Source organism: Acinetobacter sp. SM1B (assembly GCF_003289665.1).
Classification (GTDB): domain Bacteria; phylum Pseudomonadota; class Gammaproteobacteria; order Pseudomonadales; family Moraxellaceae; genus Acinetobacter; species Acinetobacter schindleri.
In genome coordinates this window covers 1964511-1985114 of sequence record NZ_QMBM01000001.1, presented here as the reverse complement: position 1 = coordinate 1985114, position 20604 = coordinate 1964511, and the positions used below count along the sequence as shown (strand labels likewise).

20 protein-coding genes are annotated in these 20604 nt (G+C 44.8%); 15 read left to right on the top strand and 5 right to left on the bottom strand.

Features of this window, described 5'->3' with window-relative positions:
* Window positions 1-99 precede the first annotated feature (99 nt).
* The 4 genes from C8322_RS09590 (at window position 100) to C8322_RS09575 (ending at window position 4664) form a co-directional block, all read left to right on the top strand.
* Window positions 100-1500 (top strand): C13 family peptidase, encoded by a 1401-nt coding sequence (locus C8322_RS09590; RefSeq protein ID WP_034429690.1) that lies wholly within the window; start codon window positions 100-102, stop codon window positions 1498-1500.
* A gap of 39 nt (window positions 1501-1539) precedes the next feature.
* Window positions 1540-2376: an S-formylglutathione hydrolase gene (gene fghA / locus C8322_RS09585; RefSeq protein WP_004893253.1), complete on the top strand. Its 837-nt coding sequence runs from the start codon at window positions 1540-1542 to the stop codon at window positions 2374-2376.
* 116 nt (window positions 2377-2492) lie between these two features.
* A complete protein-coding gene (locus C8322_RS09580) occupies window positions 2493-3611 on the top strand; it encodes a YjgN family protein (protein ID WP_111810544.1) in 1119 nt (372 codons plus the stop codon).
* A gap of 12 nt (window positions 3612-3623) precedes the next feature.
* Window positions 3624-4664: a M48 family metallopeptidase gene (locus tag C8322_RS09575; RefSeq protein WP_004893264.1), complete on the top strand. Its 1041-nt coding sequence runs from the start codon at window positions 3624-3626 to the stop codon at window positions 4662-4664.
* A 3-nt stretch (window positions 4665-4667) separates the two neighbouring features.
* Here C8322_RS09575 and C8322_RS09570 read toward each other — a convergent pair whose 3' ends face one another.
* Window positions 4668-4958, bottom strand: coding sequence for a DUF2218 domain-containing protein (locus tag C8322_RS09570; protein ID WP_004893266.1), 291 nt, complete (start codon window positions 4956-4958; stop codon window positions 4668-4670).
* 173 nt (window positions 4959-5131) lie between these two features.
* On the opposite strand from C8322_RS09570, the gene rpe reads away from it, so the two are divergent.
* From rpe to C8322_RS09550, 4 genes are all read left to right on the top strand, one after another.
* Entirely contained in the window at window positions 5132-5818 is a 687-nt protein-coding gene (gene rpe, locus C8322_RS09565; RefSeq protein ID WP_004811249.1) for a ribulose-phosphate 3-epimerase, read from the top strand.
* Window positions 5819-6461: 643 nt separating this feature from the next.
* Window positions 6462-6779, top strand: a complete 318-nt coding sequence (sugE, locus tag C8322_RS09560) for a quaternary ammonium compound efflux SMR transporter SugE (protein WP_004811247.1) — start codon at window positions 6462-6464, stop codon at window positions 6777-6779.
* Window positions 6780-6891: 112 nt separating this feature from the next.
* Complete coding sequence (locus C8322_RS09555; RefSeq protein WP_008304399.1) at window positions 6892-7374, top strand: methylated-DNA--[protein]-cysteine S-methyltransferase; 483 nt, start codon at window positions 6892-6894, stop codon at window positions 7372-7374.
* Window positions 7375-7411: 37 nt separating this feature from the next.
* Entirely contained in the window at window positions 7412-8065 is a 654-nt protein-coding gene (locus C8322_RS09550) for a nuclease-related domain-containing protein (RefSeq protein WP_004811243.1), read from the top strand.
* A gap of 16 nt (window positions 8066-8081) precedes the next feature.
* On the opposite strand, the gene C8322_RS09545 is transcribed toward C8322_RS09550, so the two are convergent.
* Window positions 8082-9032 (bottom strand): tRNA dihydrouridine synthase, encoded by a 951-nt coding sequence (locus C8322_RS09545; protein ID WP_004811242.1) that lies wholly within the window; start codon window positions 9030-9032, stop codon window positions 8082-8084.
* A gap of 211 nt (window positions 9033-9243) precedes the next feature.
* Here C8322_RS09545 and C8322_RS09540 point away from each other — a divergent pair, with 211 nt between their 5' ends.
* Window positions 9244-10008, top strand: a complete 765-nt coding sequence (locus C8322_RS09540) for a class I SAM-dependent methyltransferase (protein ID WP_004811241.1) — start codon at window positions 9244-9246, stop codon at window positions 10006-10008.
* A gap of 66 nt (window positions 10009-10074) precedes the next feature.
* On the opposite strand, the gene C8322_RS09535 is transcribed toward C8322_RS09540, so the two are convergent.
* A complete protein-coding gene (locus C8322_RS09535; protein ID WP_111810543.1) occupies window positions 10075-10884 on the bottom strand; it encodes a cytochrome C assembly family protein in 810 nt (269 codons plus the stop codon).
* Between the two features lie 138 nt (window positions 10885-11022).
* On the opposite strand from C8322_RS09535, the gene ffh reads away from it, so the two are divergent.
* The 3 genes from ffh to C8322_RS09520 all read left to right on the top strand — a co-directional run bounded on the left by ffh (window position 11023) and on the right by C8322_RS09520 (window position 13887).
* Window positions 11023-12429 (top strand): signal recognition particle protein, encoded by a 1407-nt coding sequence (gene ffh, locus C8322_RS09530; RefSeq protein ID WP_004811236.1) that lies wholly within the window; start codon window positions 11023-11025, stop codon window positions 12427-12429.
* A 142-nt stretch (window positions 12430-12571) separates the two neighbouring features.
* Complete coding sequence (locus C8322_RS09525; RefSeq protein WP_004893278.1) at window positions 12572-13138, top strand: RBBP9/YdeN family alpha/beta hydrolase; 567 nt, start codon at window positions 12572-12574, stop codon at window positions 13136-13138.
* A 137-nt stretch (window positions 13139-13275) separates the two neighbouring features.
* Entirely contained in the window at window positions 13276-13887 is a 612-nt protein-coding gene (locus C8322_RS09520) for an RBBP9/YdeN family alpha/beta hydrolase (protein WP_004811232.1), read from the top strand.
* Here C8322_RS09520 and C8322_RS09515 read toward each other — a convergent pair.
* Entirely contained in the window at window positions 13835-14581 is a 747-nt protein-coding gene (locus C8322_RS09515) for a type III pantothenate kinase (protein ID WP_004811230.1), read from the bottom strand. The genes C8322_RS09520 and C8322_RS09515 overlap by 53 nt on opposite strands.
* Window positions 14582-14591: 10 nt before the next feature.
* Complete coding sequence (locus C8322_RS09510) at window positions 14592-15347, bottom strand: biotin--[acetyl-CoA-carboxylase] ligase (protein ID WP_004811228.1); 756 nt, start codon at window positions 15345-15347, stop codon at window positions 14592-14594.
* A gap of 27 nt (window positions 15348-15374) precedes the next feature.
* Between C8322_RS09510 and C8322_RS09505 the strand changes: the two genes are divergently transcribed.
* The 3 genes from C8322_RS09505 to smc all read left to right on the top strand — a co-directional run bounded on the left by C8322_RS09505 (window position 15375) and on the right by smc (window position 20603).
* A complete protein-coding gene (locus C8322_RS09505; RefSeq protein ID WP_004811226.1) occupies window positions 15375-16184 on the top strand; it encodes a sulfite exporter TauE/SafE family protein in 810 nt (269 codons plus the stop codon).
* A gap of 259 nt (window positions 16185-16443) precedes the next feature.
* Window positions 16444-17139 (top strand): GntR family transcriptional regulator, encoded by a 696-nt coding sequence (locus tag C8322_RS09500; RefSeq protein WP_004811224.1) that lies wholly within the window; start codon window positions 16444-16446, stop codon window positions 17137-17139.
* Window positions 17140-17150: 11 nt separating this feature from the next.
* The gene (gene smc, locus C8322_RS09495) at window positions 17151-20603 is read left to right on the top strand and encodes a chromosome segregation protein SMC (protein WP_004811222.1); all 3453 of its coding nucleotides are present in this window, start codon (window positions 17151-17153) and stop codon (window positions 20601-20603) included.
* The last annotated feature ends 1 nt before the right edge of the window (window position 20604 follow it).

The window sequence follows — 20604 nt, the reverse complement described above, 5'->3', positions numbered from 1 at the left end:
AAGGATTTGTTATATAGTTAAAAATAGCATTGATAAAAGTCCTATCAAGCATAAACTTATTCTGCGAATTAGCGAGCCACTTGATCTCCCCGAAATCCTATGATCGACTTCAAACCATCCATTAATTTTTGGCACGATTTTAAGAGCAATCAAATTGCCGGAATATGGTTGTTTCTGGGGTCGAGGCGTTCCCTGCAAATGGTACGTCCCTCCATTCTTCAACTGGTGTTCTGGGGCATTCTGGGTGGTTGTGCCAACAGCCTGTTCAGCTGGCTCAGTTCAGGCCGGATTGGGGAATTTAACTCCCAAGGTCTGGTTAGCTACGCACTCTGGCCTTTTATTGCCCTGATTGTCGGGATTTTTCTGTCACAGCGGATCAATAATCCGCGTTTGATGCTGGTGCCGGCCTTGCTCTGGCTGGTACTGGATACGCACATCATGCTATTTCAGTGTCTGATTCAGTATCTGGGCGATCTCGACTATCTGCCATATATTCTGTATGACTATATCCCGACCTTATTTGTGATGCTGTTTGTCTGGCAAAGTCTGGCTGTGGTCTGGGTATTCTCACGTGAGCTGAAATGGCCGTGGTGGGAACGGGCACTCATTATGCTGGCAACCCTGTTTACCTTGGTCGTTTGGCAAATATCTGTCAAAGATCAGCCGATCTGGAAAGTAGAAGAAGTCCCGCCAAGTTTTGCTGAAGATGCCTTCTATGCACAACCTAATTTACTAAACAAAGCGCTGGATTCTATTGAATATGGCGAGTTTGCGCAGTCACACTGGTATTTTGTGGGTGTGGCAGGTGCAAGCTATCAAGATGTATTCTATTCAGAGATTGAACGGATCAAGGAACAGTTTGATACCCGCTTTGGAACCTTTGGGCGTTCGATTGCCTTGGTAAATCATCCAGCAGCTCGCACCGAGATGCCAATTGCTTCCAAAACCAGTATGGAACTGGCTTTACGCCGTATTGGCCAGCAGATGAATCGCGAAAGTGATGTGCTCTTCCTGTACATGACCTCGCATGGTTTGCCAAACGTATTTGAAATGGAAAATGCACCGCTAGATCTGGCACAGGTCGATCCAAAGTGGCTGCGTGACACGCTGGATGCATCCGGTATCCGCTGGCGAGTTATTGTGATTTCTGCCTGTTACTCCGGCAGTTTTGTTTCTGCACTGCAAAATGAAAATACCTTGATCATCACCGCTTCAGCAGCAGATCGCCAGTCCTTTGGCTGCTCGAATGAAGCCGACTATACCTACTTTGGCCGTGCCTTCTTTGATGAAGCGATGCGTGAGCAGGACAGCTTAAAGGAAGCTTTTACACAAGCCAGCCAGACGGTAGCGAAGTGGGAAAGTGCACAAGGCTTTGAACCGTCTGAACCACAGTGGGTTATCGGTAAGAATATGGAATTGATGTTACCTCAGCTTGAACAACGTCTTTTCCCGCCAGCGACAATAGCTTCAGCTTCCCAGTCAGTCGCTTTGGCGCCCTAAACTGATCAATGACTTTAGAAAATACAAAAAGGAATCATGATGGAACTGCTACAGAATAATAGAAGTTTTGAAGGTGAACAGCGAATCTATCGCTTTGATTCTAAAGTGCTAAAAAATTCAGCGCGCTTTGGTATATTTCTGCCGCCGCAAGCCTTGGCAGGACAAAGCTGCCCAGCGTTATTCTATTTGGCAGGTCTGACCTGTACTGAAGAAACCTTTGCGATTAAAGCGCATGCGCAGCGTCTGGCAGCACAGCTTGGCTTAATCCTGATTACGCCAGATACCTCGCCACGTGGTGAAGGGGTAGCTGAAGGGGATAACTGGGACATCGGACAGGGTGCCGGTTTCTATATCAATGCAACGCAGTTTCCTTGGGCTGAACACTTCCAGATGGAAAGCTTCATCATGAATGAGCTTTATCCCTTGGTAAATGAAGAATTTGAAATTCAGCCGGGCAAAATCGGTATTTTTGGACATTCGATGGGCGGTCATGGTGCCTTAACCTTGGCATTTAAATATCCAGAAAAATTTGTCTCTGTTTCTGCCTTCGCTCCGATCTGTGCACCAAGCCAATGCCCTTGGGGTGAAAAGGCCTTTAGCAATTATTTAGGTGAAGATCGTGCAGAATGGGCCAAACATGATGCGACTGAACTGGTCAAAGCCAAAGGCGCACTTTATCCGGATATCCTGATTGACCAAGGCTTTAATGATCAGTTCTATAGCCAGCTGAATCCTGCCTTATTCCAGCAAGCTTGTGATGCCGTGGGACAAAAGCTCACCTTGCGTGAACATCAGGGCTATGATCACGGTTATTACTTTATCCAAAGCTTTGTTGATGACCATCTACAGTTCCATGCGGTACAGCTCGAAAACTGATTTTTAGCTATAACCCAAAGCAAATGACTCATGACATGGATGCAAATATACATGGCCTCCATGTCTGATCATGCGCTATGCTTGCAAAGATTTATATAATAAAAACAAGGCAGTTTATGCAAAATACCAGTGATATAGACGCATCTACAATTCCTCCAGTCATTCCACCATTCCCACCTGATATTCCAGCCACGCCGGAAGTAAGACCTGTACGGGTAGGCGGATTACAGCATTTTCGTTTTCATGGGACTGCCAGTGAATATTTCGGTATCTGGATTGTGAATATCCTGCTGACAATAGTCACTTTAGGATTGTATTCACCTTGGGCCAAGGTACGCCGTCTGCGTTATTTTTATGGTAATACTGAATTTGTACAACGCCGTTTCGACTTTACCGGGGTACCAGTCAAAATTTTGATGGGGCGTCTGATTGCGCTGGGACTATATTTTGCGATTTCGATTGCTTCAAACCTGTCTACTACAGCGACACTGGTCGGGTTGCTGATTCTTTATCTGGCAGTGCCCTGGCTGATTCGGGCGACACTACGGTTTAATGCCCGCAACAGTAAATTTGGCAATGCCCGGTTTTATTTTGGCGGCACCAATAAGGAAGCTTACTGGACCTTTATCAAAGCCATCCTGATTTATATCCTGACCCTAGGGATCTTTTTCCCGGTATTGGTCTGGCTATATAAACGTTATTGCTTTGATCATCTCTATGCAGGCCAGTTAAAATTCAGGCTAAATGCCACATGGGGCGATTACATGAAGGCTATGTATGTCCCACTGTTTATTTTCATGGGTTTTCTGGTTGCGGTGATAATCTTTGGCATAGGTTCCAGTTTTACCAATCTTGGCAATCCTGGAGTTTTAAGCTCGCTAATTGGCTGGATTGTGGCGATTTATCTATTTGGTTTTTTCATCATTTTCCCCCTGATGCAGGCCCGGATTTTTATTACCACCTGGAACAATACATCTATCAGTCGTAGCCAGTTCAAGACCGAGTGTACCCAATGGCACTATACCTGGATTCTGGTGACTAACTGGATCGCACGTATTCTGAGTTTAGGTTTGCTTACACCATGGGCAGCGATTCGTCTATATCGCTATCAGGTGGAATCATTAACCCTGAATTTACGTAATGATCCGGACATGATGATGAACAGAGCACAGCAGGATCACAGTGCGCTGGCAGAAGAGATCAGTGACATCTTCGATATTGATGTGTCGTTATAACAGGAGAAAAGTATGTCTACTCAGGTCACTGACGTCATTTTCTATGATGGCATTATCTCAAAACCGCAACCGGCGCAGGTGTCCCGGATTGATGATCAGTCGGTACTGATTCGTTATGGCGAAGCTTATGCACAGCAGCGGCGTTATCTGTATGCAGACATGCAGCTGATTGGAGCACTTGGAAAAATTCAGCCAGTGATTGAACTCCAAGATGATGCCCGCCTGGAGTTTTCTTCTGAGCTGCCAGAATGGTTTAATTTACAGCGTAAGGGATTACAGCACTCGATCTGGAAACTGGAACGCACCCCGGCTTTAATTCTGTTTAGTGTGGCATTTGTACTGGCACTGGGTTTTGCGACAATTAAATGGGGCATTCCAGCAGCTTCCTATCATGTGGCTCATCATCTGCCTGCCAACACTTTGACGCGTATGGGCGATGAAGCAGAAAGCTATGTCCTGAAGATGACTGAAGACACTAAACTGCCTAAGGCACGTCAGCAGACGATAGTAGCTCAATATCAACAACTGGTTGCAGGAGATCAGCCGGCGAAAGTGGTGTTCCGTCAAGGTGGAGCAATCGGTGCCAATGCACTGGCGATTCCAAACAATACCATTATCCTGACTGATGAACTGGTCGCACTGGCTCAGGATGATCGGGAAATTATGGGGGTGTTGGCACATGAACAGGGCCATCTGGTACAGCGGCATAGCCTGCAACAGGCACTTTCCAGTTTAGGGTTTAGCGTAATTTTAATCATGATTACCGGTGATGGTTCAGACCTGCTTACCAATTTACCGGTGGCCATGGTCGGCGCCAGCTATTCGCGTAATTTTGAGGCTGAAGCAGATGACTATGCTTTAAATGCGATGCAGGCTCAGCATATCCCTACCATTCATTTTGCCAACTTCCTAGAACGCTTGGCTAAAGACAGTGGGGAAGATAAGGAGGCCGAAAGCTCAGTATGGGATTTCTTTAGTAGCCATCCTGCAACACAAGAGCGGATTAAGGCGGTAAAAGCATTTGAGGCAGAACATACACTACGACAGCCCTGAGGCTTAGAGTTGCTGAATTTGCCATTCTGCCTGTAAAGGCTCCTGACCCATCCGTTCGAGATGCTCAATGACCACCTGCTGTAGTCGCGGCAGGTCGACATCTTCCTGCTGTGCCCGAATCTGTACCCGTAAATGCTGATCCGTAGGTATCATTTCCACCATCGCATTCGGCATGTGAATTTGAATATTCTGTTCAGTCGAGGCCACTTCAAATTTGTGTTGCCAATGTTTCATTAACCGTAAGGCAATACGTTGAGCTTGTAAGGTCGGAATATCAGCATAACTTTCTTGCATGGTTTGAATGATCTTGTTGAGAGGTATTCATCATAGGCGGGAGCATCCATAACCGGCAAGTCTTGTCCTATAACAATTTGTTAAGCGGATGCGATTATTCAGGCGAACAGACGCAGGCGCAAATACAATTTGTTATAATGCGGTATTCATCTCATATTCAGCCAGGTTCTTCCATGTCCAAGCCGTATTTAATTGCACCTTCTATTTTGTCTGCTGACTTTGCCCGCTTAGGTGAAGAAGTTGAAAATGTACTGGCAGCAGGTGCTGATGTTGTTCATTTTGATGTCATGGACAACCACTATGTGCCAAACCTGACTTTTGGGGCAGGTGTGTGTAAGGCATTGAAAAAATATGGCATTAAGGCACCGATTGATGTGCATCTTATGGTCAAACCGGTCGATCGCATGATTGGTGATTTCCTTGAAGCCGGTGCGGACATTATTACTTTTCATCCGGAAGCTTCTGATCACGTTGACCGTTCTTTGCAGCTGATTAAATCTGGCGGTGCTCAGGCGGGTCTGGTATTTAATCCGGCAACACCTTTGCATTACCTTGATTATGTACTGGATAAAGTGGATCAGATCCTGTTGATGAGTGTAAACCCGGGCTTTGGTGGTCAGAAATTTATTCCGATGACTTTGGATAAATTACGTCAGGCACGCAAGATCATTGATGCTTCTGGTCGTGATATCCGTCTAGAAGTAGATGGTGGTGTAGGACCAGCCAATATCCGCGAAATTGCACAAGCAGGTGCGGATATGTTTGTAGCAGGTTCAGCGATCTTCGGTAAACCGGATTATAAAGCTGTGATTGATGAAATGCGTGCAGAACTGGCGAAAGTAGGACAAGTCACTGTCTGATCGGAATTTTATGTTATTCACAGCAATCTGTGGATAACTTTATGGATAAGTATATGGATATCTATGTGGGTAACCCTATGGATATCCAGCATAAATTGTAATCAATTGTAGCTTGGTTGTTTAAGCATTATACAAAATATGTATAAAAAGAACTCAATTTGGGTTCTTTTTCTATTTTGAAAGACTTACAAATTCTGGTGTTTTATTCACCTATGCTTACAAATCAAGCTTTATAAAAAGTGATCAACTTATTTTAAATTCGTGTTTCATTGTGTTACTTCTCCGAACAATTTTAAATTTAATTCATGTGCATAACTTAATTATTTGATGTGGATAAGCTTCTTGTTTTGGAGCAGTGCTGAGCACCTTGTTGTCATTTTTAAAGCAAATGAGAACTCTGTTTTGTTCTCAACTGTATGTCTAAAGTAGCGAGTTTTTTAAGGGCTGTCTTGGGTGCTTGAGTTAAGCTGAGTTAAGTTACATCTCATACGGTCAATTTTTGTAATCTGCCCTATATTTTTGCAAGTAATTTTATACAATCTCACAGTTTTAGGAGGAACGACCTCCCTTGATGTAAAATATTGCTTTTACTCAGGAAAAATCGTCAGGACGGCCTGATTTCTTAATTCATGAAGGAGGGCATATGGCCTGGTTTTTACTCATACTGGCAGGTCTTTTTGAGGTAGTGTGGGCCTACTCAATGAAGCTATCGGAAGGCTTCAGCAAACTGACCCCCAGCATTATTACTATCTTTTTCATGTTTCTAAGTTTTGCACTGCTGGCTTACGCTATGCGTACGCTACCTTTAGGCACCGCCTATACCATCTGGACCGGAATTGGTGCGGTTGGTTCTTTCCTGATTGGGATTTTTATTTTGGGAGAACCTGCGACTGCCATGCGCATGCTGGCAGCTGTCTTGATTATTTCCGGTCTGGTCTTGATGAAACTCTCATCTTCTTAAAGTTTATAGGGTGTACCCTAATGTAAATGTTTCAGTATTTATTTATATCAACCTTCTATTGAGCATTACGTTAAAATATAATCTTTCTGTGGCAATGCAACAGGGTGAGGACATGAACTTAAGCTATATCTATATGGATTCACCTGTGGGGCAATTGCAATTGGTGGCGAGTACTAAAGCACTGGTTGCGGTGCTTTGGGACTGTGAAAAGCCGAACCGGGTCAAGCTGGCAACTTTAATGGAAGATCCTGGGCATCCTATTCTGGTTGTGACTAAAGTGCAGTTGGAACAATATTTTGCTGGTCAACGTAGCTGTTTCGATGTGCCTTTGGACTTTGCCGGTACACCATTTCAGAAAAGTGTCTGGCAGGCCTTGCTGAATATTCCTTATGGAGAAACTCGAACCTATCGTGATATTGCCCTGGAAATTGGTAATCCGAAAGCGGTTCGTGCCGTGGGGGCTGCCAACGGTCGTAATCCGATTTCGATTATTGCTCCATGCCATCGTGTGATTGGTGCCAATGGCGCTTTGGTGGGTTTTGCAGGTGGACTGGACCGCAAGGAAATCCTGTTAAATATTGAACAAAATAAGTAAGATATATTCTATCCTAATAAAAATCTGACCCAACAAAATGAATCCATTTTTCGCCCCAGTGATTGAAAGTTTCTGGTGGCTGTTTCTTTTATTTTCCTTAGCAGCTTTATTCAAGCTATTTAAACCATATCTCAAAGGGAAATTCGGTGAGTTTGCCGTTATTGTGCATGCTAAACGCTATCTTAAACAGCCGCATTATATTTTGATGAATGACCTGACCTTTGAGGATGGGCAAGGGACTACTACCCAGATTGATCATCTACTGTTAAGCCCATTTGGGCTATTTGTGATTGAAACCAAGAATTATAAAGGCTGGATTTTTGGGGGTGAACGTCAAAAAATGTGGACTCAAAAAATTTATAAACAGAGTTATAAATTCCAGAATCCGCTGCATCAGAACTATAAACACGTCAAAGTGCTGGAACAGGTTCTGACAGACGTTTTAAGTCCAGAACATATCCATTCACTGGTGGTGTTTATGCCAGAAGCTGAGTTTAAGACCGCGATGCCAGCAAATGTTTTTCGTAATGCCAGCTGGACGGATTACGTGAAAAGCTTTCAGGAGCCGGTAATTTCTGAAACCAAACTCAATCGGATTCAGCTGCATCTGGAGAAGGCTATGCTGGAGAAATCCAGACAGACCAATCGTCAACATATAGAGGGCTTAAAGCAGCGTAAGCAAGTTAAATAAAAAATCCCTGAAAAGTTCAGGGATTTTTAGCGGAATGCTGAGCATATCTGAGCTTTTCGGTAATTTCTTCCAGCGGTTTTACCCGTTTTACTTCATCCCACAGCGACTTCGCTTCAGGATAATGCTTGGACATCATGCCGAGCCACTGCTTATAACGACCGACCATATTCATTTCTTTTTTATAGGAACCATTCAGAAAACGAATTTGCAGACCAAGCAGTTCGTTCCAGCTAATGAGTGGATCATCACTATTTTTACGGATACATTGAGTCAGATCAGGCGTCGTTACTGCACCGCGTCCAATCATCAGATCTTCACAACCAGATTCTAGCTGACATTGCTTGGCATCGGCATTTGTCCAGATTTCACCATTGGCAATGACATTAATTTTTAAGGCTTCACGGATCGGTTGTAGCTGGTCCCAGAATGCAGGTGGGGTATAGCCATCCGCTTTAGTCCGCGCATGCACTGTTACCCAGGCAGCACCAGCATCTTCAATGGCATGGGCATTTTCCAGCATAAAGTTACGGTCCATATAGCCAAGCCGCATTTTTGCGGATACCGGAATATGTGCAGGAACCGCATCACGCACAGCTTTCACCAGCTCATACACGACTTCAGGTTCATCCAGCAGTACTGAACCACCACGATGACGGTTGACGGTTTTAGCCGGACAGCCAAAATTCATATCAATTGCGGGTGCACCCATAGCAGCAACTTTGACTGCATTGGCTGCCAGCATTTCCGGATTATTCCCCAAGAACTGTACATGTACCGGTGTACCGGCTGCAGTTTTACCTTCATTTAGGAGTTCAGGGCAATAATTATGGTAAACATGGTCCGGCAACAGCGAATCTGTGACACGAATAAACTCGGTCACACACCAGTCAAAGCTTCCGACGGATGTCAGTACATCGCGCATAATCGGGTCCGTTAAGCCTTCCATGGGTGCAAGAACAAGTTTCAACGGTCAACACCTGTGAATTTGAAAAACGGTGTTATACGGCTTTTTCGCCTGAATGTCCAGGCAGTTTAAATTTCATGCTTATAAAGGGAGGGAGCGTGAGAATGGATTTAGTACATATCAACAGATCAGCTGTCTTCAGCACAATAAAATAATAGAGTTTTAAATATTGATGGCTATATTGAAAAGAACAATAAATTTTCAGGATGGCAGTATGGAACAGCCTCATTTCAAGGATTATTTCTCCCAGCAGTCACAGGACTACGCCTTGTTTCGTCCACATTATCCAGACATGTTGGGCAAGATATTGTCAGAGCTGTCACCTGATATACAACTGGCTCTAGACGTTGGTTGTGGCTCAGGGCAGTTTTCAGAGGTCTTGGCAAATTACTTCGATCAGGTGATTGCGATTGATGGCAGTGCTGAACAGCTTGCCCAAGCCAAGCCTCATTCAAAAATACAATATCTTCAAGCTAGAGCAGAAGATATTCCTCTGGCTGACCAGAGTGTTGATCTGATTTCGGTAGCGCAAACTGCACATTGGCTGGACCTGGACAAGTTTTATGCAGAAGTACAACGTATTGCGAAACCAAATGCCATTCTGGCTTTGATTACTTATGGTGTTTTTAATGTTGATGAGGAGCATTTGAATCATTATTTCAGGCATTTTTATGAAGTGACACTTGCTTCATACTGGCCGCCAGAACGTCCTCATGTAGATGAAGGTTATCAGAATCTGATATTCCCATTTGAAGAAATTTCAATTTCGCCCCCTGTGCTGCAAGTTGAATGGAACTTTTACCAGCTGATTGGTTATATGAGTACATGGTCAGCTGTTAAAGCAGCCACCAAAGCTTTAGGACATAATCCACTCAATATACTGGCAGATACCATGTTATCCGAATGGGAAGATCCGGAATTGCCCAGAGTCATCCGCTGGCCCCTGTCGGTACGGGTAGGCAGAGTAAATCCAGATTAAGTTTTGGCAAATAAAAAGCCCAGTAGTTGGGCTTATGAAAATATTAATTTTAAAAAAATCTTAAACTTACTTATTCAACAACATTTCCAGCACAAACTTGGAACCGATAAAACCTAAAGCCAGCAAACCAAAACCGATTAAAGTAAAACGAACAGCCTTTTGTCCACGCCAGCCAAATTTCCAGTGACCAATCAGTAAAGCGCCATAGACCAGCCAGGAAATAATACTAAATACTGTTTTATGTGCGAGGTGTTGGGCGAAGAAATCATCAATGGTAAAGAAGCCGAAACCTAAGGCAATAGTCAGTAGGACAAAACCGGTCATCAGCATATCAAACAGCAATGATTCCATATCCTGATACGATGGTAACAGATTGACCCAGACCCGGCGTTTCTGTTTTTTCTTGAGTTCACGGTCCTGAAAACGCAGAATCACCGCCTGAATGGTGGCCATCAGCAGTACCGCATAGGCAGATAATGACAGGATGATATGAATATCAAGACCAAGCGAGTTCTGCACAATGATTTTGGCTTGTGGGGTAAAAGCAAAGCCTAAAATCAGGCCAGTCGCTGCAACCGGAATACCAATCAGATTCAATGGCAGAATAGGGCGATAGGTACTATAAGCCAGACTCAGTAAAAGCATTAGTCCTGAAGTAAACGAAACCAGAACAAAGACATCGTAATTTATCCCCATCGGGGTGTGCATGTCACCATAAAGAACCATGCCATGTAACACCAGACCAAGAGCGGCTGTGATACCGACAAACCACTGATTTGGAATACGTTTCGACATTAAATGAACAAACAAATACCAGAAAGATGCGGTATAGGCGACTAATGCCAAAATTGTATAAACCAGAGGGAGGCTAACCATGTCTAACCTTTTTAAGGGTGATGAATATTCATTTATATAAATTCGATGCGAACTACAGTATCCTATAGCATTCTATGCATAAATTTTCTATTTTAAGAAACAATTTTTTGCTCACGGCTATTTTAAGCGGATTTTGCAATGTTTGATACCTTAACAGAACGACTCACGCAGAGTTTAAGAAATGTTACTGGCTCAGGGCAGCTAACCGAAGACAATATTAAAGATACGTTACGTGAAGTACGTATGGCACTTCTTGAAGCCGACGTTGCGTTACCTGTAACTCGTGAATTTATCGCGAAAGTTAAGGAAGAAGCATTGGGCCAGGAAGTGATGACTCAGTTATCTCCAGGCCAGGCCTTCGTCAAGATTGTCTATGACGAACTAACCAAGATGATGGGCGCGGCGAACGAAAGCCTCGACCTGGCAGCAAAACCACCTGTGGTTGTGCTACTTGCTGGTTTGCAGGGTGCGGGTAAAACCACGACTGCTGCAAAACTTGCACGTTTCTTACAAGAACGTCAAAAGAAAAAAGTCGCGATGGTGTCTGCCGACGTATACCGTCCAGCAGCAATCAAGCAGCTACAAACGGTTGCGGGTGAAGTAGGTGCGATTTTCTTTGAATCGAATGCCAATGAACGTCCAATTGATATTGCTAACCGTGCCATCGAACAGGCAAAAATCCAGTTTGCTGATGTCCTGATTGTCGATACCGCAGGCCGTCTGCATGTCGATGATGACATGATGGACGAGATCAAAGAGTTGCACGCTGCGATTAGCCCAACTGAAACCCTGTTCGTGGTCGATGCCATGACTGGTCAGGATGCGGCAAATACTGCAAAAGCCTTCAACGATGCTCTACCTTTGACCGGTGTAATCCTGACCAAGACTGATGGTGATGCTCGGGGTGGTGCAGCACTTTCTGTTCGTGCTATTACTGGCAAGCCAATCAAGTTCCTGGGGATGGGTGAAAAGCTGGATGCGCTTGAGCCATTCCATCCGGAACGTGTGGCACAGCGTATTCTTGGCATGGGTGACGTGCTTTCTCTGGTCGAAGAAGTTGAACGCAAAATCGACAAAGAAAAAGCCGAGAAAATGGCGAAAAAACTGCAGAAAGGCGGCAGCTTCAACTTTGAAGATATGCTGATGCAGTTTGAGCAAATGAACAAGATGGGTGGCATGATGGGCTTCCTGGATAAACTTCCAGGGATGAGCAGTGCTGGCCTTCAGGATGCAATTGCTCAAGCCAACCCTGAAAAACAAATCAAGAAAATGGAAGCGATTATCCAGTCTATGACTGTTAAAGAGCGTCGTAACCCTGACTTGATGAACCCAAGCCGTAAGAAGCGTATTGCAGCAGGCTGTGGTATGGATGTTGCTGAAGTGAATAAACTGATCAAGCAGCATGCCCAGATGGCGAAAATGATGAAGAAATTTGCCAATCCATCAGGTATGGCAAAAATGATGAAGTCACTCGGCGGCTTGCAGAAACAGTTTGGCGGCGGTGGTGGCATGGGTCCACTGTTCGGCGGCAACGACAAGAAATAAGTTCTTTGTTTAAAAAAAGGCGCTTCATGCGCCTTTTTTGCTTTTTAAGATATACAGTTTAATCAAAGCATACATTTACTTACCCAATCCTGTCGTTAGCTGAGGCAGACTCTTTAAAAAATGCAAACACAGGAGTAATAAAATGACGCAAGTGATTGTGGTACACGGCTATACGGCTGGTCCAGATGAAAACTGGTATCCCTGGATTCAGCAGAAAGCCAAGGAAGAACATGTGAGTCTAAAAGTTTTACGACTTGATCCCTCTACCACACCTCGGCTGGAAACCTGGCAAAAGCAGATGCAGGAGCAGATAGAAAGCGTCGATGAGAACAGTATCTTTATCGCTCACAGCTTAGGCACTATTGCGGCTTTGCATTATTTATCTCATAAATTGAAACAGCAGAAAATCAAGCAACTCGTACTCATTGCTGGTTTTAATGGGCGACTCGGACGTCTGGAAGAAGTGAATCCATTTATTGATGCTGCCCAAATTGACTTTGATTTATTGAAGCAGCAGATTCAGGAACGAGTGGTCATCTACTCTGAAGGTGATGATCGGGTAGCACCAAAATTTAGTCTGGAGCAGGCAGAAAGTCTGGATGCACAAGTGATTAAGGCGCAGCATTTTGGTCATTTTATTGACTCGCAAGGCTGCACTGAACTGCCTGAAGTCTGGCAAAGTATTGAACCAAATCTTATACGCCAATAAGCGTTTCGAGGCTGAAAGACTAAACTTTACAAAATGGGTGCTAGTGGTCTGGAAATTTGCTTGAAAGCTTTGTAAAACATGTTAAAACAATGAGCCGGTAGCATCATTATTTTAACAATTAGTATAAGTATACAGCTATGACAAATAAATCAGGAAACGTTTATATCATTCATGACTATCAGTCGACCTCTAATGACCATTGGTATCCGTGGTTAAGTCGACAGGTCAAGAAACTTGGTATTGATGCTAAGCGCATCATGTTAGCCAATCCATTAGAACCGAAAATGCAAGATTGGCAACAAAGTCTGGCAGTGCAGATCCCGCAAATGGATGCCGATACCATTCTGGTAGCACACGGGTTGAGCTGCCTGAGTGTGCTGAAATTCGTAGAACAGCACTATCTGACTCACCGTAAAGCTATTCGTGGGGTAGTGATGGTGGCAGGTTTTGATCAGCCGCTGGTGATGTGGTCAGAACTGAATGATCTGGTGCGCAGTGTAAAACTGGATTTCAAAACACTTTCCAAAAGCTATAAATACGGGATTATGTACATTTCTAACAATGATCCACATGTACCCACTGCCATGTCTTTAAGTCTGGCCCATCGACTTCTCAATACCCAGATTTTTGAAGTCTTGCAGGCAGGACATTTTGAAAAAACTGATGGTTATGCGGATTTCCCACAGCTACTGGAAGTCATCCAGCGGCTATATGGTCTAAATGAGCTGCAAAATGCTGCAGGCCTTTAAGTAACAGGTCGGATTCAATCACGGGGTGAAAGGATTGTAAATGCTGTGCAAACAGAGGGGCATCTCCACCCGTGAGAATCAGCTGGGCAGGAAAGTCACTCAACACCTTTTCAATGGTGCTGAGTAGCCCGAGCAGAATACCGTGATGTACTGCATCAATGGTATTGCGTCCCGGGCTCAGCTCTTCAAACGCAGCATCTGGAATTTTAATGCCTTTAGTATTCTGAATCAGGGCATCTCGCTGTAGATGTAAGTTTGGCAGGATAAAACCCCCCAGATGTTTTTGCCCTTGAGCCAAGTCAATGGTGAGAGCGGTACCACAGCTAATGACGCAATAGTTTTGTGTATTCGATGTTGCAACTGCCAACACCTGTAACCAACGGTCAATTCCGAGTTGAGCCGGATCATCATAGCCACAGATCAGGCCTGCATATTCAGCATGAACTTTGGCAAAGATCACTGGAATATCCAGGCGTTTTAGAATTTTCAGGATACGTTCATTATTTTGCTTATCTAGTACAGAAGAGATTCCCACCTGATGCAGGCCAGATCCCATAAAATGCTGAATCAGACCCAGCAGTAAATCCGCCGGAGACTGTAGATGCATTTCAGCCGCATGTTCAATGATACGGTCTTGTTCCGTGATCCAGTATTTAAGACGTGTATTGCCAATATCCAGCCATAATTTTTTCATTGATCTTGCCTTAGCTACCAGTCTTTAAACGTAATTGCCCCTGATAAAAGGTCTGAATACCAGATTCAGTCTCAATCTGCACCGCGCCATCTTCCTGAATACCGGCAAAGATACCGGCATATTGTCCTTGTAGGTCAGTAAATTCCACCTGTTGCTGAATAAAAGCGGCATAATGATTAAAGCGGGCCGCCAGATTGTGGCTGCCATGATTAAACCATTGACCCGCCTGTTGAATGGCCTGATAGAGTTCAGCAATCAGCTGGTTGCGTATCACTGTAGCCAGGCCCAGTTCAGAAAGGGAAGTGATCGGCTGATCCAATTGTTCTGCTTCAATCGGCGCCAGGTTAATTCCCACACCGACCACTGCCTGATGGGTAGAGATCGGCTCTACCAGAATGCCGCCCCATTTGGCATTCTGACTATATAAATCATTTGGCCATTTCACTTGCAGATCAAGCTTTTGCAAGCCAGGCATTTGCAGAATATTGAGTGCAACTTCAAGCGCGAGACGACCATCAATCGGTATCTCTGTATTCAGCAATGTGCTTAAATAGATATTACCTTCCGGAGAAATCCATTGGCGTTGACGCTGGCCCCGGCCCTGAGTTTGGGCACGACTGCTGACCAATACCTGTCGAATGCCTTTGTGAGCGAGATCCCGAACATCATCATTGGTCGAAGTGGTGACGGGTTTCAGCAACAGGACTTCAGGCAGTTGTCCTGCATCTTTAAGCAGTTGCTGCAGTTCGCGAGTTTCTACATCCATCTGAATTTAAACGTGGTAAATGTCGTTATGGAGTTAATCATATATTTGTTGATTGGTGCAATTGCTGGTTTCACCGCAGGCCTGTTTGGAGTCGGTGGTGGCCTGATTATTGTGCCAATTCTGTACATTGTATTTACCCAGCTCCAGTACGATCCAAGTGTCATCATGCACATGGCAGTGGGAACCTCTTTGGCGACGATTATTGTGACCTCAATCAGTTCGGTCATGGCACATCATCTCAAAGGTGCAGTACTTTGGCCCGTTTTCCGCAATCTGGCACCTGGTTTGGTGATTGGGTCTTTCCTCGGTGCAGGCATTGCAGACTATTTACCGGGTCAAGGCCTGCAGCTTCTGATCGGTTTCTTTGCAGTATGGGTAGCTTTACGAATGTTTAGCCGTGCCAATGTCAAGATTGATCCAGCAAGCACACTACCTTCTACGCCAAAACAAATGGCGACTGGGGCTGGAATTGGTATTGCCTCTGCAATCTTTGGAATTGGCGGCGGCAGTCTGACAGTGCCATTTTTAAACCGTTGTGGCGTAGTGATGCAAAAAGCCGTAGCGACTTCAGCTGCATGTGGACTCCCCATAGCGATTGCTGGCGCACTCGGATTTATGTGGTTTGGTAAGCAGTCGGATGTTACGGTACCGAATACCATTGGCTATATTCATATATATGCTTTTATCGGCATCAGTATCATGAGTTTTTTTACTGCCAAAGTGGGGGCAAAAGTGGCACATCTATTGTCACCGGTCATGTTGAAGAAATGTTTTGCGGCCTTATTAAGCGTTGTCGGTAGCTATTTTATTTATCAGGGTGTCAGTGCCTTTCTGTAAGGTAATTTCTTTAATGCAGATTTCAGAAAAGAGAGTTTAAGTACTCTCTTTTTCTATTTGATCAATATGTTTATGCTGATAAAGAGAATAAAAACAGAATAAACAACCGCTAAACTGGTTTATATAGAGGCTGGTTGGCTGCATAGACAGAATATTGTCTGACAATGTCAAAGCATTCCTTTAATAAAATAGGTTAAATAAATGAAAAGTCATTCAGCATGACAAGAACTGCATCAATAAAAATAAAGACAGGATGGCCATGCACGAGGAAAAAGCAAACAGCTTGTCTGAGCAGATCGCCAGGCATATCAGTGAACAGATTATTCGTGGTGAGCTTGTGGAAGGTGAGCGGATCCAGGAACTGAGAATTGCATCAGAACTTGATGTCAGTCGTGGTTCTGTACGCGAAGCATTATTATTGCTGGAACGCACCCAGCTCATCGAAATCTACCCGCGCCGCGGTGCCATTGTCTCGGAAATGTCTGCACTGCAAGTTCGTGCCCTGTTTGAAATGTGCTGTCTTCTGCTAGGTCAGATCGTACACCGTATGGCTGAAACCTGGCGCCCGCATGAGGCAGAGCGTGTTCAGCTATTATTAGAACAATTAGAAGCGGAAACCCGTCAAGGTCACACCGAAAAGTTTTATGATTTGATCTTTCAGGGCTTGGCGCAGCAGCAGGACATGGTTGGCAATCCCTATCTGATGCGTTACTACCATGAGCTACTGCCTTCACTGCGGCGCAGTTACTTTTTAACCCTGAATATTTCCAAGCGCGAGCTACAGGAATCTTTTGATCTGTTTAAGCTGGTAACTGATGCAATTCTGAGCCGAAAATCACATCAGGCCACTTTATTTATGGAAGATTTTTGTCGACACTTGCGCAACCTTGTGTTGGAATCACTAACACGGATGAAACAAATTGAACTTGCGTGGGCGAGACGCTCGCGCCGTTAAATCAGGACATTATGCGTTTAAGCAGTTTAAAACTTTCAGGCTTCAAATCTTTTGCCGATAGTACAACTTTACACTTTAAAGATAACCGGACTGCCGTTGTGGGGCCCAATGGTTGTGGCAAGTCCAACGTCATTGATGCAATTCGCTGGGTGATGGGGGAATCGAGTGCGCGCCAGTTACGTGGCGGCAGCATGCAGGACGTCATTTTTACCGGAACTGCGAAGCGTAAGCCAGTGGGTGTGGCGAGTGTAGAGCTACGCTTTGAAAATACCTACGGAAAACTTGGCGGTGCGTATAATGCCTATAACGAGCTGGCCGTACGCCGTCAGGTCAACCGGGATGGCAAGTCTGAATATTTCCTGAATGGTACCAAATGCCGCCGTCGTGACATCACTGATATTTTCCTGGGTACCGGTCTGGGACCACGTTCCTACGCCATTATTGAACAGGGCATGATTAACCGTCTGGTCGATGCCAAGCCTGAAGAAATGCGGGTTTATATCGAAGAAGCAGCGGGCGTATCGCGCTATCAGGCCCGCCGTCGCGAAACCATGCAGCATCTGGAACATACCACCCAGAATCTGTCTCGCTTAGAAGATATTGCTTCCGAACTCAAGTCCCAACTCAAAACCTTAAAACGCCAGTCCGAAACTGCAATTCAATATAAAGAACTCGAAGGGCAGATCCGTACCCTGAAAGTTGAAATCCTGTCATTCCAGTGCGAGCAAAGCCAGCGCTTGCAGGAAGAATATACCGTTGAGATGAACACGCTAGGTGACAGCTTCAAGTTAGTACGTTCTGAACTGACCACGGTTGAGCACGATCTGGGGACAACCAGTGAGCTGTTCCAGCGTTTGATCCAGCAGTCCACCCCATTACAAAATGAATGGCAACAGGCTGAGAAAAAGCTGGCTGAACTGGAAATAAACCTGAAGCAGAAACAGTCTCTGCTGGAGCAAAACTCAACCAGTCTGGTGCAACTAGAACAACAGAAAGCTCAAACCAAAGAACGTTTACAGTTGATTGAATTACAACTGGATACCCTACAAGAGCAACTAGAAGATCAAACTACACAGTTACAACAACAGGAAGGTTTAAGTCAGGATCAGCAACAAGGTTTGCAGGAACTGAAATCTCAACAGGCTTCAGTCGCGACCCAATTTGCTCAGATTAAAACTCAAGTCGAACAGCAACAGCAGCGCAAGATGCAGATGCTGGCACAAAGCGAGCAACTAGCTAAAAATATCGTTCGTATCGAGCAGCAGAAAGAAACCTTGCAGCAACAGTCCGCCCAGATTCAGAATCAAGCACAGCAAGATGAGCTGGAACAGTATCAGCGGGAGAAAGCTGATACTGAACAACAGCTGATTCGCCTAGAAAGCCATTATGCTGAGCTGAGCCAGCAGATGGAACAGGTTAAACAGGCACATAGCGAACAACAGCAACAACAGATGCAGTTGAAATCTGAATTGCAAGTATTGAATGCAGAAAAGAAAAACCTTTCCCAACTTCTGACGAAAGCTAATCCGGCAGCTAAAGCGGATACCGTGCAACTGATGCATGTGCTAAAACTGAATGAGCAGGGCAAAGCCCATGCCAGCCTGATCGAAAAATTCCTGGCAAAATGGCTGTCTGCTCAGGTACTTTCGGATTCAGATCATTTTCTGGAAAATACAGCACGTCAACTGAAAGCACAGCAATCGCCTGCTAAAATCCAGCTAGCAAATGTCCAATCTCTGGCGGACTGGATTGAAAAACCACAGTATTCTTTATGGCAGCAGGTCGCCGTAGTGGAAACCCTACAGCAAGCGCTACAACTACAAGACCAATTGCAGTCGGGTCAATCCATCCTTAGTTTAGATGCTTATCATGTCGGTCCAGACTGGGTGATTGGACTAGAGTTTGATGAAGCCAGTCAGGCAGGTCAAGGCGCACTGAGCCACCGGATTCGTCTGGATGAAATTGAACTACAACTAGCTAAGCTGGAAGAGCAATCCTGCCAAGCTGAACAGCATCTGGCTGAAGCAAAAGAACAGCTCACAGCGCTGCAAATTCAGCTACAGCAGGTCACCAGCCAGCAGCAACAGGCACAGAAGCAGCTGCAACAGCTGGATTTAAATATTGCCAAAGTACAAAGCACTGCTCAGGCTTTTGCTGTGCAGAAACAGCAGTTGCAGAACCAGCTCCAGCAGCTGGATGAACAGCTTGAAGAAGATGCAATGCAAAAAGATGATCTGGAAATTGATCTGCATGCATTAAATCTAAAACTGGAACAGGCTTTACCGAATTATAAGACCTTGCAATTCCAGCTGGATGAACTGACTACGCAACTGGAAGATTGCCAGCAGCAAACCCACAATGCTCAGCAGGAACTGGAAATTACCCGTCGTCAATCGGTTCAGTCCAAACAGCAAGTCGAATTGCTACAAAAAGACCGAGTATTCCTGAAAGAGCAGTATCAACAAATTCTCCAACAGATTGAACAGGCCAAGAAATTTATTGATCCGGTACAGTTAGAACTGCCGCATCTGGAAAGCCAGTTTAACGAGCAGGTGGAATTGACAGGGAAACTGCAAAAAACCTGGTCGGAATGGCAGGTCGAACTGAATCAGGTACAAAATAAACAACAGCAGCTCACTGAAAAGCGTCATCAGTTCCAGCAGCAGGATGAAAAGCTGCGGAATGCACTGGAACAGAAACGCCTGGCTTGGCAAGCAGCTAAATCTGATCTGCAACACTATTCTGAGCAGCTAAAAGAATTGAATAGTGAAGTCATTAATGGTCTGAATATCGAAGTCAAAGTACATCAGGCCAAGCTGGAAAAAGCCCAATCGCAGTTCGACAAGCTCGGAGCGGTGAATCTTGCAGCATCTGAAGAATATGAAGAGGTCTCAAAACGCTATAATGAGCTGAGCCATCAGATTCAGGATCTGGAAAATACCGTCGAGCAGTTGCAGGCAGCCATGAAGAGCATCGATCAGGAAACGCGCAAGCTGTTTATGCATACTTTTGATCAGGTCAATGCCGAATTGCAAAACCTGTTCCCGAAAGTATTTAATGGCGGTGAAGCGAGCTTAAGTCTTGAAGACGGATGGCAATCAGGTGTAAAACTGATGGCACGACCACCGGGTAAGCGTAACAGTTCATTGGCTTTATTGTCTGGTGGCGAAAAAGCATTAACAGCATTGGCTCTGGTGTTTGCGATTTTCCGTCTCAATCCGGCGCCATTCTGTGTGCTCGATGAAGTCGATGCACCATTGGACGATGCGAACGTGGGGCGTTTTTGTAATTTAGTCAAAGAGCTTTCAGAACAAGTGCAATTTATTTACATCACACATAATAAGCTTGCAATGATGATGGCAACAGACCTCTTGGGTGTGACCATGCCTGAACCGGGCACATCAAAACTGGTTACAGTGAATTTGGAACAGGCAAAAGAATACGGCTTAGCTGCGGAGGCATAAA